At 67.0% G+C, this 14373-nt stretch carries 13 protein-coding genes; all 13 read left to right on the plus strand.

What is annotated here, in order from left to right; all coding sequences use genetic code 11:
* Positions 1 to 154: 154 nt before the first annotated feature.
* Positions 155 to 1555 (plus strand): 3-isopropylmalate dehydratase large subunit, encoded by a 1401-nt coding sequence (gene leuC / locus LE190_RS02675; RefSeq protein WP_225237263.1) that lies wholly within the window; start codon positions 155 to 157, stop codon positions 1553 to 1555.
* A 39-nt stretch (positions 1556 to 1594) separates the two neighbouring features.
* Positions 1595 to 1717, plus strand: coding sequence for an entericidin A/B family lipoprotein (locus tag LE190_RS02680; RefSeq protein WP_225237264.1), 123 nt, complete (start codon positions 1595 to 1597; stop codon positions 1715 to 1717).
* A gap of 18 nt (positions 1718 to 1735) precedes the next feature.
* Positions 1736 to 2395: a 3-isopropylmalate dehydratase small subunit gene (gene leuD, locus LE190_RS02685; protein ID WP_225237265.1), complete on the plus strand. Its 660-nt coding sequence runs from the start codon at positions 1736 to 1738 to the stop codon at positions 2393 to 2395.
* Positions 2392 to 3462, plus strand: a complete 1071-nt coding sequence (gene leuB, locus LE190_RS02690; protein ID WP_225237266.1) for a 3-isopropylmalate dehydrogenase — start codon at positions 2392 to 2394, stop codon at positions 3460 to 3462. The genes leuD and leuB overlap by 4 nt, the downstream gene beginning before the upstream one ends.
* A 46-nt stretch (positions 3463 to 3508) precedes the next feature.
* Positions 3509 to 4639, plus strand: coding sequence for an aspartate-semialdehyde dehydrogenase (gene asd / locus LE190_RS02695; protein WP_225238041.1), 1131 nt, complete (start codon positions 3509 to 3511; stop codon positions 4637 to 4639).
* 336 nt (positions 4640 to 4975) lie between these two features.
* Positions 4976 to 7924, plus strand: a complete 2949-nt coding sequence (locus LE190_RS02700; RefSeq protein ID WP_225237267.1) for a FimV/HubP family polar landmark protein — start codon at positions 4976 to 4978, stop codon at positions 7922 to 7924.
* Positions 7921 to 8721, plus strand: a complete 801-nt coding sequence (truA, locus tag LE190_RS02705) for a tRNA pseudouridine(38-40) synthase TruA (RefSeq protein ID WP_225237268.1) — start codon at positions 7921 to 7923, stop codon at positions 8719 to 8721. Before LE190_RS02700 ends, truA begins: the two co-directional genes overlap by 4 nt.
* Entirely contained in the window at positions 8712 to 9428 is a 717-nt protein-coding gene (locus tag LE190_RS02710) for a phosphoribosylanthranilate isomerase (protein ID WP_267875295.1), read from the plus strand. Before truA ends, LE190_RS02710 begins: the two co-directional genes overlap by 10 nt.
* On the plus strand, positions 9412 to 10653 hold the full coding sequence (trpB, locus tag LE190_RS02715; protein ID WP_225237270.1) for a tryptophan synthase subunit beta: 1242 nt from the start codon (positions 9412 to 9414) through the stop codon (positions 10651 to 10653). Before LE190_RS02710 ends, trpB begins: the two co-directional genes overlap by 17 nt.
* Before the next feature lie 43 nt (positions 10654 to 10696).
* Entirely contained in the window at positions 10697 to 11494 is a 798-nt protein-coding gene (trpA, locus tag LE190_RS02720; protein ID WP_225237271.1) for a tryptophan synthase subunit alpha, read from the plus strand.
* A 138-nt stretch (positions 11495 to 11632) separates the two neighbouring features.
* Positions 11633 to 11899, plus strand: a complete 267-nt coding sequence (locus LE190_RS02725) for a hypothetical protein (protein WP_224942868.1) — start codon at positions 11633 to 11635, stop codon at positions 11897 to 11899.
* Between the two features lie 211 nt (positions 11900 to 12110).
* The gene (gene accD / locus LE190_RS02730) at positions 12111 to 12983 is read left to right on the plus strand and encodes an acetyl-CoA carboxylase, carboxyltransferase subunit beta (RefSeq protein ID WP_224942865.1); all 873 of its coding nucleotides are present in this window, start codon (positions 12111 to 12113) and stop codon (positions 12981 to 12983) included.
* A gap of 81 nt (positions 12984 to 13064) precedes the next feature.
* On the plus strand, positions 13065 to 14363 hold the full coding sequence (gene folC / locus LE190_RS02735) for a bifunctional tetrahydrofolate synthase/dihydrofolate synthase (protein WP_224942862.1): 1299 nt from the start codon (positions 13065 to 13067) through the stop codon (positions 14361 to 14363).
* The last annotated feature ends 10 nt before the right edge of the window (positions 14364 to 14373 follow it).

A 14373-nucleotide genomic window follows, 5' to 3' on the forward strand; every position in this document is an offset into this window, starting at 1 on the left:
TGCCGGTTATTCATGCAAATTAAATTTGCACGAATACGACTCCCTTGGCAGGAAAATGCGTCGCCCCGGCTTGGTGCGGCACTGCACAATTATGGCATAATCAAAATCCACCCCGTCCCGGCATCGCCGCGGGGCCGCCTTCACCGGACAGACCATGCAAAAAACGCTCTACGACAAACTCTGGGATTCCCATGTCGTGCGTGCCGACGCCGATGGCACCACGGTCCTCTACATCGATCGCCACCTGGTGCACGAAGTCACCAGCCCACAAGCCTTCGAAGGCCTGCGCGAGGCCGGGCGCGGGCTATGGCGCACTTCCGCCAACCTCGCCGTGGCCGACCACAACGTGCCGACCACCGACCGCGCCCACGGCATCCTGGACGCCACCTCGCGCCTACAGGTCGAGACCCTGGACGCCAACGCGAAAAGCTTCGGCCTGACCTACTTCGACATGAACGACAAGCGCCAGGGCATCGTTCACGTGATCGGCCCGGAGCAGGGCGCCACGCTGCCCGGCATGACCGTGGTCTGCGGCGACTCGCACACGTCTACCCACGGCGCCTTCGGCTGCCTGGCGCATGGCATCGGCACCTCGGAAGTCGAACACGTGCTGGCTACGCAGACGCTGCTGGCCAAGAAATCGAAATCCATGCTGGTGCAGGTCGACGGCGAACTCGGGCCGGGCGTCACCGCCAAGGACATCGTGCTGGCCGTGATCGGCAAGATCGGCACTGCCGGCGGCACCGGCTACGCCATCGAGTTCGGCGGCTCGGCGATTCGCGCGCTGTCGATGGAAGGCCGGATGACGGTCTGTAACATGGCGATCGAAGCGGGCGCGCGCGCCGGCATGGTGGCGGTGGACGATACCACCGTCGACTATGTCAAAGGCCGCCCGTTCTCGCCCAAGGGCGAGCAGTGGAGCCAAGCGGTCGCCTACTGGCGCACCCTGCACTCGGACGAAGGCGCCGTGTTCGACACGGTCGTGGAGCTCGACGCAGCGGAGATCCTCCCGCAGGTCACCTGGGGCACCTCGCCCGAAATGGTGATATCGGTGGACGGCCGCGTGCCCGATCCCGGCCAGGAGCCCGACGCCGTGCGCCGCGACGCGATCGAGAAGGCGCTGGCCTACATGGACCTGGCGCCGAACACCCTGGTCGAAGACATCCGGATCGACAAGGTCTTCATCGGTTCCTGCACCAATTCGCGCATCGAGGACCTGCGCGCCGCCGCCGAGGTGGTGCGTGGCCGCCGGCGCGCGGCCAGCGTCAAGCTGGCGATGGTGGTGCCGGGCTCCGGCCTGGTGAAGGAACAAGCCGAACGCGAAGGCCTGGACCGCATCTTCAAGGATGCCGGTTTCGAATGGCGCGAGCCGGGCTGCTCGATGTGCCTGGCGATGAACGCCGACCGCCTCGAACCGGGCGAGCGCTGCGCCTCTACCTCGAACCGCAACTTCGAGGGCCGCCAGGGCCAGGGCGGCCGCACCCACCTGGTCTCGCCCGCGATGGCGGCGGCGGCGGGCATCGCCGGCCGCTTCGTCGACGTGCGCGCCCTCTGAACCGATCCACGCAATCCGTTGTACCGAATTAGGAACATCATGAAAAAAGCATTCGCATTCGTCCTCGCCGCCATCGTCCTGAGCGGCTGCAACACCATTTCCGGCATCGGCCGCGACGTGCAGAAGGTCGGCCAGGTCGTCACCAGCGCCGGCGGCAAGTAAACGGGAGGCGTAGCGACCATGGACAAGTTCACCGTACACGAAGGCGTGGTGGCGCCGCTCGACCGCGCCAATGTCGACACCGATGCCATCATTCCCAAGCAGTTCCTGAAGTCGATCCGCCGCACCGGCTTCGGCCCGAACCTGTTCGACGAGTGGCGCTACCTGGACCACGGCGAGCCGGGCCAGGATTGCAGCACCCGTCCGCTGAACCCGGACTTCGTGCTGAACCAGGCGCGCTACGCGGACGCCTCGATCCTGCTGGCGCGCAAGAACTTCGGCTGTGGCTCCTCGCGCGAGCACGCACCCTGGGCCCTGCAGCAATTCGGCATCAAGGCCATCGTCGCGCCCAGCTTCGCTGACATCTTCTTCAACAACTGCTACAAGAGCGGCCTGCTGCCGATCGTGCTGTCGGAAGTCGAGGTCGACGGCCTGTTCCGGACGGTGGCGGCGAACCCGGGCTTTCGCCTGGTGGTCGACCTGGAGCAGCAGCGTATCGGCACCCGCGACGGCAGCATCTCCTACGGTTTCGAGATCGACGCCTTCCGCAAGTACTGCCTGCTCAAGGGCCTGGACGACATCGGCCTGACCTTGCGCCACGCCGACGAGATCCGCGCTTTCGAAGCGCGCCACCTGGCGGCCCAGCCCTGGCTGGCCAACACGATCGGGGAGCGCGCATGAAGATCGCGATCCTGCCGGGCGACGGCATCGGCCCCGAAATCATGGACGAAGCGGTGAAGGTGCTGCAGGCGCTGGGCGAAGGCATCGAGATGGAGCGCGCCGAGGTGGGCGGGGCCGGCTATGCCGCCCATGGCCATCCGCTGCCGCAGGCCACCCTGCAGCTGGCGCGCCAGGCCGACGCGGTGCTGTTCGGCGCCGTCGGCGACTACCGCTACGACACGCTGGAACGCGCGCTGCGCCCCGAACAGGCGATCCTCGGCCTGCGGCGCGAACTCGGCCTGTTCGCCAACCTGCGCCCGGCCATCCTGTACCCGGAGCTGGCCGGCGCGTCCACCCTCAAGCCCGAGGTCGTGTCCGGGCTGGACATCCTGATCATCCGCGAACTCACCGGCGACATCTATTTCGGCAAGCCGCGCGGCGTGCGTACCTGTCCCGACGGGCCCTTCGCCGGCCAGCGCGAAGGCTTCGACACGATGCGCTACGCCGACGGCGAGATCCGCCGCATCGCCCACGTCGCCTTCCAGGCGGCGAGGAAGCGCGGGCGGCGCGTGACCAGCGTGGACAAGGCGAACGTGCTGGAAACCTTCCAGTTCTGGCGTGACGTCGTCACCGAGGTGCACGCCGACTACCCGGACGTCGAACTTGAACACATGTACGTCGATAACGCCGCCATGCAGCTGGTGCGGGCGCCGAAGAAATTCGATGTCATCGTCACCGGCAACATGTTCGGCGACATCCTGTCCGATGCGGCCGCCATGCTGACCGGCTCGATCGGCATGCTGCCCTCGGCCTCGCTGGATGCGTCCGGCAAGGGCCTGTACGAGCCTTCGCATGGCTCGGCGCCGGACATCGCCGGCCAGGGCGTGGCCAATCCGCTCGCGACCATCCTGTCGGCGGCGATGATGCTGCGCTACAGCTTCGGCCTGGCCGAGCAGGCCACACGCATCGAGGACGCCGTCAAGCGCGTGCTGGCCCAGGGCCTGCGCACGCCCGACATCCACGAGCCGGGCACGCGCCGGGTTGGCACCAGCGACATGGGCGACGCTGTCGTCGCGGCGCTGGGCTGATGCGTTAAGCGGAAATTCAATCCATTTTTATACCTGAAAGACGATGATGAAATTAGTAGGCCTGGTTGGCTGGCGTGGCATGGTGGGCTCGGTCCTGATGCAGCGCATGCAGGAAGAGGGCGATTTCGACCATATCGAGCCGGTGTTCTTCACTACCTCGAACCCGGGCGGCGCCGCGCCGAAGATGGCGAAGAACGAGACCACGCTCAAGAGCGCGCTGGATATCGCCGAGCTGGCCAAGTGCGAGATCATCATCTCGTGCCAGGGCGGCGACTACACCACCGAGGTGTTTCCGCAGCTGCGCGCGGCCGGCTGGAACGGCTACTGGATCGACGCCGCCTCGACCCTGCGCATGAACGACGACGCCGTCATCGTGCTCGATCCGGTCAACCAAGCCGTGATCAAGAACGCCATGGCGCGCGGCGTGAAGAACTACATTGGCGGCAACTGCACCGTGTCCTGCATGCTGATCGGCCTGGGCGGCCTGTTCGAGCAGGGCCTGGTCGAGTGGATGAGCTCCATGACCTACCAGGCGGCATCCGGCGGCGGCGCCCAGCACATGCGCGAACTGCTGACCCAGTTCGGCACCATCAACGGCACCGTCAGGCCGCTGCTGGACAACCCGGCCTCGGCCATCCTCGAGATCGACCGCACGGTGCTGGCCACCCAGCACGGCCTGTCGCCCGAGGAAACGAAGCAGTTCGGCGTGCCGCTGGCCGGCAACCTGATTCCCTGGATCGACAAGGACCTGGGCAACGGCCAGTCGAAGGAAGAGTGGAAGGCCGGCGCCGAGACCAACAAGATCCTCGGCCGCGGCGCCGGCTTCGCGGGCACGCAGCCGATTCCGGTGGACGGCCTGTGCGTGCGCATCGGCGCGATGCGCTGCCATTCGCAGGCGCTGACCATCAAGCTCACCCGCGACGTTCCGCTCGACGAGATCGAGGACATCATCGGCTCCCACAACGCGTGGGTGAAGGTGGTGCCGAATACGCGCGAAGCCTCGATGCGCGAGCTGTCGCCGGCCGCCGTGAGCGGTGCGCTGGGCATCCCGGTCGGCCGCCTGCGCAAGATGGCGATGGGGAATGACTACCTGTCCGCCTTCACCGTTGGCGACCAGCTGCTGTGGGGCGCGGCCGAGCCGCTGCGCCGCATGCTGCGCATCGTACTGGACCGTTAAAGCGCTTTCTCCTGGCCGCGCCCGCGGCCAGGCATCCGCCATTGGCAGGCTTGCCATACCTGCTGCCATATTGCTAAGCGCTGGTAGTCAAACGCTATCATTCGGGGCCGGCGCCGCGCATTCTGGCCACAGATCGCTTGCCGCAGGCGTGGCGATGCATGCGGGATGCTTGCATGCTCCAAGGCATGATGATATGTTGGGACACCCGGGAAATCGCCTTTCCTACAGTCAACTTTCTTTGGCCAACTGTCTTCACTGTCCACTATGCATTTTCCACATCGTCCTCCGTTCATGGCACCAGCGCTGAAAGCGGTCACCGCGGCTGTGGCCAGTGCCGTGCTCCTGTCGTCTGCCGCGCATGCCGCGGGCCTCGGGAAGCTGACGGTGCTGTCGGCGCTCGGCCAGCCGCTGCGCGCCGAGATCGAACTGACGACGACCGCTGGCGAAGACGTGTCCAGCATGGCCGTCAAGCTGGCTTCCCCGGAAGCCTTCCGCACGGCCAACATCGAATTCAACCCGGCGCTGCTGTCGCTGCGCTTCAGCGTCGAACAGCGCGCCGGACGCCCCTATATCCGCGTCAGTTCCGGCCAGCCGCTGAACGAGCCCTTCGTCGACATGCTGATCGAGCTGTCCTGGAACAGCGGCCGCCTGGTGCGCGAATACACCTTCCTGCTCGACCCGGCCGAATTGCGCGCCGCCCAGCCGGCCCAGGCCGCGCTCGACGCGCGTCCGGCCGCGCCGGCGGCGCCAGCGCGACCGGCGCCGCAAGCGCCGGCGGCGCCGGCCGCATCCCAGGAGGCGCGGCGCGACACGGCGGCACCGGCGCCGCGCGCCGCCGCGGCGGCAAGCGCAGCGGCAGCAACAGCGGCGCAGCCGCCCTCCAGCTACCGCGTACGGCGCGGCGACACCCTCGGCAAGATCGCGGCGCGACTGAAGCCCGCCGACATCTCGCTCGACATGATGCTGGTGGCCCTGTACCGCGCCAATCCGGATGCCTTCATCGGTAACAACATGAACCGCCTGAAGTCGGGCCAGATCCTGGCGGTGCCCGCTACCGATGCCATGCGCAGCGGCGGTGGCGAAGCCGAAGCGCGCGGCGTGGTCGTCGCCCACGCCGCCGACTTCAATGCCTACCGCAACAAGCTGGCGGGGCAGGTCGCGAACGCGGCGCCGCAACGCACGCCGCAGGCCGGCCAGAGCGCGTCCGGCAGGATCACCGCCAAGGTCGAGGAAGGCCCGACCGCGGCCAGGGAAGCGCAGGACCAGTTGCGCCTGTCGAAAGCCACCCAGGCGGCCGGCGGTACGGGCGGCGACACCGCCAGCGCCGAGGACGCGATCGCGCGCGAACGCGAGCTGGCACAGGCCCAGGAGCGGGTGAAGGAACTCGAGCGCAACGTCAGCGAGCTGGAACAGATGATGACGGTGAAGAGCCGGGCCGGCAGCGAGGCGCAGGATGCGGCCGCCGCCGGCGCCGACGCCGGCAGCGACGCCGAGGCAGCCGCCCCCGCGCCCGCCAAGCCGGTAAAGCCGGCCAGGCCCGCCGCCAGCGCCAAGCCGAAGGCGCCTGCTCCCGAAGAGAAGGGGCTCGCCGACACCCTGATGGACAACATCAACTACGTCGCCGGCGGCGCCATCGTGCTGCTGCTGGCGGCACTCGGCATCTCGCAGCGCCGCAAGAAGCGCCAGGAGGAGGCGCGCCCGGTGGTGGCCGAGCCCTCGGTGCTGGGCGTGCCGGGCCAGGCCGCGCACTCGCTGTACTCGGAAACGGGCGGCCAGAGCGTCGATACCAGCAACAGCGTGTTCAACTCGAGCTTCGCGCCCTCCGCCTCGCAGCTCGATACCAATGAAGTCGACCCGGTCGCCGAAGCCGACGTGTATATCGCCTATGGCCGCGATGCCCAGGCCGAGGAAATCCTGAAGGAGGCGCTGCGCACCCATCCGGAACGTCATCCGGTGCGCCTCAAGCTGCTCGAGATCTATGCTGCGCGCAAGGACCTGCGCGCCTTCGAGGCCCAGGCCAGCGAGCTGTTTGGCCTGACCCGTGGCCAGGGCGACGAGTGGGCCCAGGCGGCCGCGCTTGGCCTGGGCATCGATCCGTCCAATCCGCTGTACGCCGGCGGCGCCGGGGTGGCCCCGGTGGCGCCCGTCCAGAGCCCGCAGGAGCGCGACCAGCAGTCGCTGCTGTCGAAGCAACTCGAAGACGCCTTCCGCGGCGGCGCGCCGGCGGTCGGCGCGGCCTATGCGATGTCGGCGGCCGACCTGGACGACGCCCAGGACGCGACCGCCGTGCCGGCGCAGGACACGGCGCACGACGACAACGCGCTCGATTTCGACCTGGGCGACCTGAGTTTCGAGCCGGTGGGCGCGGGCGAGCCGGAACAGGCTTCGGATAGCGACGACACCGCCGTGCCGGACCTCGATTTCGTGCTCGACCCCGTCACTCCAGCCGACCTGCAGGAGGCGCCGGCGCCGGCACCGTCCGCCGAGGAGCCCTTCGACCTGGCCTTCGACATGAGTTTCGCCGATCCGGAAGCGCCGGCTGGCGCGCCGCCGGCCGAAACACCGGTGGACGCGGCGGTGGACGCGGCCGCGCCGAACACCGACATCGACCTGGCCGGCCTGGCCGCCGAGTTCGACCTGCCGCCCTTGCCAGCGGTGGAGGAGGACGTGGTGCCCGCGGCGGCCGAGGACGATCCGCTGTTCGACCTCGACATGATGGACTTCGGCCAGCCGGCCACGCCGGCCGCGGCCAGCGCGGTGGCCGAGGCGACGCCTTTCCACGACCAGATGCTGGAGCAGCTCAGCCCTGACAATGCGGCGGCGCCGGCAGTGCCGGCAGCCGCGGATCCGCTGTTCGACCTCGATGCCATGGACTTCGGCGATCCGTCCAGCACGACCGCTGCCCCGGCCGCGCCGGCACCATTGGCGCCTTTCGAGTTCGACGCCGCGCCCGCCGGCAGCGCGCTGGACGATCCGTTCGCGCTGCCCGAGCCATCCGCCCCGGCACCGAAGGACGCGGCCTTCGACCTGGCCGACATCGACCTCGACCTGCCTGCCCTCGACATGCCGGCGGCGCCAGCGTCAGGCGCGGCGTCCGAACCCGCACTGGAAGCGGCGGCGCTGTCGCCGGAACTCATGGAAATGGAAACCAAGCTCGATCTCGCTCTCGCCTACCAGGAAATCGGCGACAAGGAAGGCGCTCGCGAGCTGCTCGATGAAGTCATCAAGGGTGGCAACAGCGAACAGGTGAGCAAGGCCAGCGCAATGCGCTCCCTGCTCGCGTGAGGCGCATCGCACTGGGTGTCCAGTATGTCGGCACCGACTGGAACGGCTACCAGAAGCAGCCGGCGCGCAACACGGTCCAGGACCGGCTCGAGATCGCTCTCGAGCGCTTCGCCTGCACGCCCCTGAGTACCACCTGCGCCGGCCGCACCGACGCCGGCGTGCACGGCATCGAGCAGGTGGTCCACTTCGACACCGAACTGGACCGCGCCATGCAGAGCTGGGTGCGCGGCGTGAATGCCTTCCTCCCCGATTCGATCGTGGTACGTTGGGCCCACGAGGTCGCGCCCGATGCGGACGGCAACGAATTCCACGCACGCTTCTCGGCGCGCGCGCGCACCTATCACTACGTGTTGTACAACCACCCGAACCCGTCGGCGCTGCTGGCCGGCCGGGCCGGCTGGGTGTTCCGCCCGCTGGACGTGGAGCGCATGGTGCAGGCCGGCCAGCACCTGATCGGCGAGCACGATTTCTCGGCCTTCCGCGCTTCCGGCTGCCAGGCCAATTCGCCGGTCAAGCAGATGCACGAGGTGAGCATCCGGCGCTACGGCGACGTGCTCGTGTTCACGGTACGCGCCAGCGCTTTTCTCCATCACATGGTGCGCAACATCGTCGGCTCGCTGATCTACGTGGGCACCGGCCGCAACGAGCCGGACTGGATGAAAGAGGTGCTGGAGAGCCGCTCGCGCGACGTCGCGGCGCCGACCTTCATGCCGGACGGCCTGTATCTCGCCAGGATCGATTACGATCCCAAGTGGGGCCTGCCCCAGGAACCCGCGCACCCCTTGCCCTGGCTGTAAGTTCGAGGATCGTCATGCAACGCACCCGTATCAAGATCTGCGGCATCACCCGCGAGGAAGACCTGCGCGCGGCCGTCAATGCCGGCGCCGATGCGCTCGGTTTCGTCTTCTACCCCAAAAGCCCGCGCTACGTCACGCCGCAGCAGGCGGCCGACCTGTGCCAGGCACTGCCGCCCTATGTGAGCGCGGTCGCGCTGTTCGTCAACGCGACGCTGGACGAGGTGAGGGCGGTCGCTGCGGCGGCGCCGCTGGCGCTGATCCAGTTCCACGGCGATGAAACGGTCGAAGCGTGCGCAACGCTGGCCGCCGCGGTCCAGCGTCCGTTCGTGAAAGCCTTCCGGGTCAGGCCGGACACAAGCCCGGATGAACTGCTAGAATACGAACGTAGATACCGCGCCGCCAGTCCCTGGTTTTCCGGCCTGTTGCTGGACACCTGGGTAGACGCCTACGGCGGCGCAGGAAAGGCATTCGATTGGTCTCTCGTCCCAAAAGAGCTCGCGCCTCGGGTCGTTTTGAGTGGTGGCTTGAACGTACAAAACGCGACTGACGCGGTGCTACGTGTTCGCCCGTTCGCGGTCGACGTCAGCAGTGGCGTCGAAGCGCAGAAGGGCATCAAGGATGCCCGCAGGATTGATGACTTCATCAAGGCCGTGCGGGCCGCCGACGCCATCCATTCGAGTGAGAACCATCATGAAAGATCGTCCTAGCGGAAACGCTCCGCTGTTCAAGAATACCGGCTACCAGCTGCCCGACGGGTCCGGACACTTCGGCCCCTATGGCGGCAGCTTCGTCGCCGAGACCCTGTCGCATGCGCTGGCCGAGCTGAACGAGGCTTACGCGCGCTATTCGCAAGATCCCGCTTTCCTCGAAGAATTTCGCTACGAACTGGCCCACTTCGTCGGCCGTCCGTCGCCGGTGTACCACGCGCGGCGCTGGTCCGAACAGCTCGGCGGCGCCCAGATCTTCTTCAAGCGCGAAGACCTGAACCACACCGGCGCGCACAAGATCAACAACGTGATCGGCCAGGCCCTGCTGGCGCGCCGCATGGGCAAGAAGCGCATCATCGCCGAGACCGGCGCCGGCCAGCACGGCGTGGCCACCGCCACCATCTGCGCCCGCTTCGGCATGGAATGCGTGGTCTACATGGGCAGCGAGGACGTCAAGCGCCAGGCGCAGAACGTCTACCGCATGAAACTGCTGGGCGCGACCGTCGTCCCGGTGGAATCCGGCTCGAAGACACTGAAGGACGCGCTCAACGAAGCGATGCGCGACTGGGTCACCAACATCGAGAACACCTTCTACATCATCGGCACCGTGGCCGGTCCGCATCCGTACCCGATGATGGTGCGCGACTTCCAGTCGGTGATCGGCGAGGAATGCCGGGTCCAGATGCCGGCCATGACCGGCCGCCAGCCGGACTACGTGCTGGCCTGCGTCGGCGGCGGCTCCAACGCCATGGGCATCTTCTATCCCTACATCGACGAACCGGGCGTGAAGCTGGTCGGCGTCGAGCCGGCGGGCGAGGGCATGGAGTCGGGCAAGCACGCGGCTTCGCTCAGCGCCGGCATCCCGGGGGTCCTGCACGGCAACCGCACCTACCTGCTGCAGGACGACAATGGCCAGATCATCGAGACCCACTCGGTCTCGGCCGGCCTGGACTATCCGGGCGTGGGACCGGAACACGCCTGGCTGAAGGATATTCAGCGCGCGCAGTACGTGACCATCACGGACGACGAGGCTCTGGCGGCCTTCCACGACTGCTGCCGCATCGAAGGGATCATCCCGGCGCTGGAATCCTCGCACGCGATCGCCTACGCGACGCAGCTGGCGGCCACGCTGCCGAAGGACCAGCTGATCCTGGTCAACCTGTCGGGCCGCGGCGACAAGGACATGCACACGGTGGCGCAGAGGATGGGGCTGGATTTCAGCTAACCGTCTTCCCGCAGCTTCGTGAACTTTTAAAGGATAGAACAGCATGTCCCGTATTGCATCGACCTTTGCCGCCCTCAAGGCGCAGAACAAGACCGGCCTGGTCACTTTCATCACCGCCGGCGACCCCGGTCCCGACCTGACCGTGCCGCTGATGCACGCCCTGGTGGAGGGCGGCGCCGACGTCCTCGAACTGGGTGTGCCGTTTTCCGATCCGATGGCCGAAGGCCCGGTGATTCAGCGCGCCTGCGAGCGCGCGCTGAAGTTCAACGTCGGCCTGCACGACGTGTTCGGCTTCGTGCGCGCATTCCGCGAGACGAACACGACGACCCCGGTGGTCCTGATGGGCTACGCCAACCCGATCGAACGCATCGGCCCCGACAACTTCATCCGCTGCGCGAAGGAAGCCGGTGCCGACGGCGCGATCGTGGTCGACTATCCGCCCGAAGAGTGCGCAGCCTTTGCCGAGGCCATGCGCGCGAACGGCCTCGACCTGGTCTTCCTGCTGGCCCCCACCTCGACCACCCAGCGCGTGCAGCAGGTGGCGCGCTACGGCAGCGGCTTCAGCTACTACGTCTCGCTCAAGGGCGTGACCGGGGCGAGCAGCATCGATACGGAAGACGTGGCGCGCCGGGTGGGCGCGATCCGCGAGCACGTCAAGCTGCCGATCGGGGTCGGTTTCGGCATCCGCGATGGCGCCACGGCGCGCGCGGTGGCGCAGGTGGCGGATGCGGTGGTGATCGGCAGCCGCATCATCCAGGAGCTGGAATCGGTGCCGCGGGAAGGGGCGGTTGAGGCGGTGCGCGCCTTTACCTCCGGCATCCGCAGCGCGCTCGACGCCTGAGCTCGCTGGAAACGGGGCGCCTGCGCGGCGTCCCGTTTTACGCGCCATGAATGGGATGTCGCCGGGGCATTCCCGAATGCCACGGCCTGGGTTACATTGGTGAGGTAGCAATCCGTCAATCAACCCACCAGGCACGCCATGAAAAAGCAGATCGTCAACGTTTCCATTCTTCAATCCGCCAAGGTCATGGCGGTCATCTACCTGGTGCTGTCGGTGCCGATGGTGTTGCTGATGGCCATCCCGGCCATGGCATCCGGCCAGGGGTTTTCGCTCGGCATGCTGGTCCTGATGCCGGTCCTGTACACCGTCTTCGGCTTCATCTTCACCGCCTTGGGCGCCTGGGTGTACAACCTCGTCGCCAGCAAGATCGGCGGCTTCGAATTCACCACTACCGACGTCCATTAACAATAAGGGTCAGAGTCGAATAGTTGGGAAAGATTGTAAAGTTTCCCAATAATTCGACTCTGACCCTATTTGAAGCGCGGGTAATTGCTCGGCAATTTGACTCTGACCCCAATCTTGGCAGGAAGATAATTGGTGGGGCGACATCATTCGACAAGCGGGGCGCTTGCGGCTACACTACCGCCACTTCGAAGACTTGCCGCAAGGAGAAAAGATGAGTTGGCTAGAAAAACTGCTGCCCCCACGGATCCAGCGCTCCGATGCCGCCAAGAGCAAGACCATGCCCGAAGGGCTGTGGGTCAAGTGCCCGTCGTGCGAATCGGTGCTGTACCGCGCCGACCTGGAAACCAACCAGCACGTTTGCCCCAAGTGCGACCATCACATGCGCATCCGCGCCCGCGAGCGCCTCGATGCGCTGCTCGACGAGGGCGGCCGCTATGACATCGGCCAGGAAGCCCTGCCGGTCGATACCCTGAAGTTCAAGGACAGCAAGAAATACCCGGACCGCCTCAAGCAGGCCATGGACGCCACCGGCGAAACCGATGCCCTCATCGTGCAGGGCGGCTCGATCATGAGCCTGCCGGTCGTCGTCGCCTGCTTCGAATTCGAATTCATGGGTGGCTCGATGGGTTCGGTCGTCGGCGAGCGCTTCGTGCGCGGCGCCCAGGTGGCGCTGGAACAGAAGGTGCCTTTCATCTGCATCACCGCCACCGGCGGTGCCCGCATGCAGGAAGGCCTGCTGTCGCTGATGCAGATGGCCAAGACCACCGCCATGCTGACCAAGCTGTCGGAGAAAAAGCTGCCCTTCATCTCGGTGCTGACCGACCCGACCATGGGCGGCGTCTCGGCCTCGTTCGCCTTCATGGGTGACGTCGTCATCGCCGAGCCGAAAGCCCTGATCGGCTTCGCCGGCCCGCGCGTGATCGAGAACACCGTGCGCGAGAAGCTGCCGGAAGGCTTCCAGCGGGCCGAATTCCTGGTGCAGAAGGGCGCCGTCGACATGATCGTCGACCGCCGCAAGATGCGCGAAGAAATCGCCCGCCTGCTGGCGCTGCTGCAAAACCAGGCCGCCGACGCGCTGGCCTGAGTGACAGCTTAACCTCCCATCCGGTGCGGACGCCTCGGCCTCCGCACCCGTGCTCTCCGCACGCATACCGAAGTTCATCCAATGCCACCTCTCCCGACCACCTTGCCCGACTGGCTGGCGCTGCTCGAGTCGCGCCATGCCGAAACCCACATCGACATGGGCCTGGACCGCGTGCGCGCCGTCAAGGAGCGCCTGCAGCTGGCCTTCGATTGCCCCGTGATCATGGTAGCGGGCACCAATGGCAAGGGCTCGACCTGCGCCATGCTGGAAACCGTGCTGCTGCAGTCCGGCTACCGCGTCGGCCTGTACATCAAGCCGCACTTCCTCGACTTTAACGAGCGTGCCCGCATCAACGGCGAGATGGCGAGCGACGCCGCGCTGGTGCAGGCTTTCGAGGCGGTCGAGCGCGTGCGCGGCGAGGTGCCGCTGACCTATTTTGAATTCACCACCCTGGCGATCATGCACCTGATCGCGCATGCCGGCGTGGACGTGGCCATCCTCGAGGTCGGCCTGGGCGGACGCCTGGACGCCGTCAACGTGATCGACGCCGACGTGGCGATCGTCACCAGCGTCGACATCGACCATACGGCCTACCTGGGCGATACCCGCGAACAGATCGGCTTCGAGAAGGCGGGCATCTTCCGGCCCGGGAAGGCCGCTATCTGCAGCGATCCGGTGCCACCGGCAACGCTCATCAAGCATGCCGAGGACATCGGCGCCGACCTGTGGCTGCTGGGGCGCGACTTCAACTACCAGGGCGACCAGCAGCAGTGGAGCTACGGCGGTCGCACCCAGCGCCGCAACGCGCTGGCCTATCCGGCCCTGCGCGGCGCCAACCAGCTGCTCAACGCCTCGGCCGCGCTGGCCGCGCTCGAAGTGCTGCGCCTGCAGCTGCCCTGCGGCGCCCAGGAAGTGCGCGCCGGCCTCGCCATGGTCGAGCTGCCGGGCCGCTTCCAGGTGCTGCCGGGGCGCCCGACCCAGGTGCTGGACGTGGCCCATAACCCCCACGCCGCCGCCGCGCTGGCCCACAACCTCGGCAACATGGGCTTCCACCGCTACACCTATGCGGTGTTCGGCATCATGGAAGACAAGGACATCGACGCCGTGATCGCCCCGCTGAAGGGCATCGTCGACCACTGGTGCGTGTGCGGGCTGCCTTCGGCGCGCGCGAGCGACCCGCAGCAGCTGGCGCACAGGCTGGCGGCGCTGGCGCCGGCCGGCGCGAAAGAAGGCGAGTTCTCGGTGACCGCCTTCGCCACGCCGGCCGAGGCCTATGCAAACGCCGTGAGCCGGGCAGGGGAGAATGATAGAATTGTGGTCTTTGGCTCGTTCTACACGGTCGCCGGCGTGATGGCGGCCCGCAAATCCTCTCTACACTGACTCTAGAATC

This window comes from Massilia hydrophila, from assembly GCF_020208145.1.
In the GTDB taxonomy this organism is placed as follows: Bacteria; Pseudomonadota; Gammaproteobacteria; order Burkholderiales; family Burkholderiaceae_D; genus Telluria; species Telluria hydrophila.

Coding starts and splice junctions, on each gene's coding strand:
- leuC (WP_225237263.1), top strand. CDS start 155: ATGCAAAAAACGCTCTACGACAAACTCTGGGATTCCCATGTCGTGCGT.
- LE190_RS02680 (WP_225237264.1), top strand. CDS start 1,595: ATGAAAAAAGCATTCGCATTCGTCCTCGCCGCCATCGTCCTGAGCGGC.
- leuD (WP_225237265.1), top strand. CDS start 1,736: ATGGACAAGTTCACCGTACACGAAGGCGTGGTGGCGCCGCTCGACCGC.
- leuB (WP_225237266.1), top strand. CDS start 2,392: ATGAAGATCGCGATCCTGCCGGGCGACGGCATCGGCCCCGAAATCATG.
- asd (WP_225238041.1), top strand. CDS start 3,509: ATGAAATTAGTAGGCCTGGTTGGCTGGCGTGGCATGGTGGGCTCGGTC.
- trpB (WP_225237270.1), top strand. CDS start 9,412: ATGAAAGATCGTCCTAGCGGAAACGCTCCGCTGTTCAAGAATACCGGC.
- trpA (WP_225237271.1), top strand. CDS start 10,697: ATGTCCCGTATTGCATCGACCTTTGCCGCCCTCAAGGCGCAGAACAAG.
- LE190_RS02725 (WP_224942868.1), top strand. CDS start 11,633: ATGAAAAAGCAGATCGTCAACGTTTCCATTCTTCAATCCGCCAAGGTC.
- accD (WP_224942865.1), top strand. CDS start 12,111: ATGAGTTGGCTAGAAAAACTGCTGCCCCCACGGATCCAGCGCTCCGAT.
- folC (WP_224942862.1), top strand. CDS start 13,065: ATGCCACCTCTCCCGACCACCTTGCCCGACTGGCTGGCGCTGCTCGAG.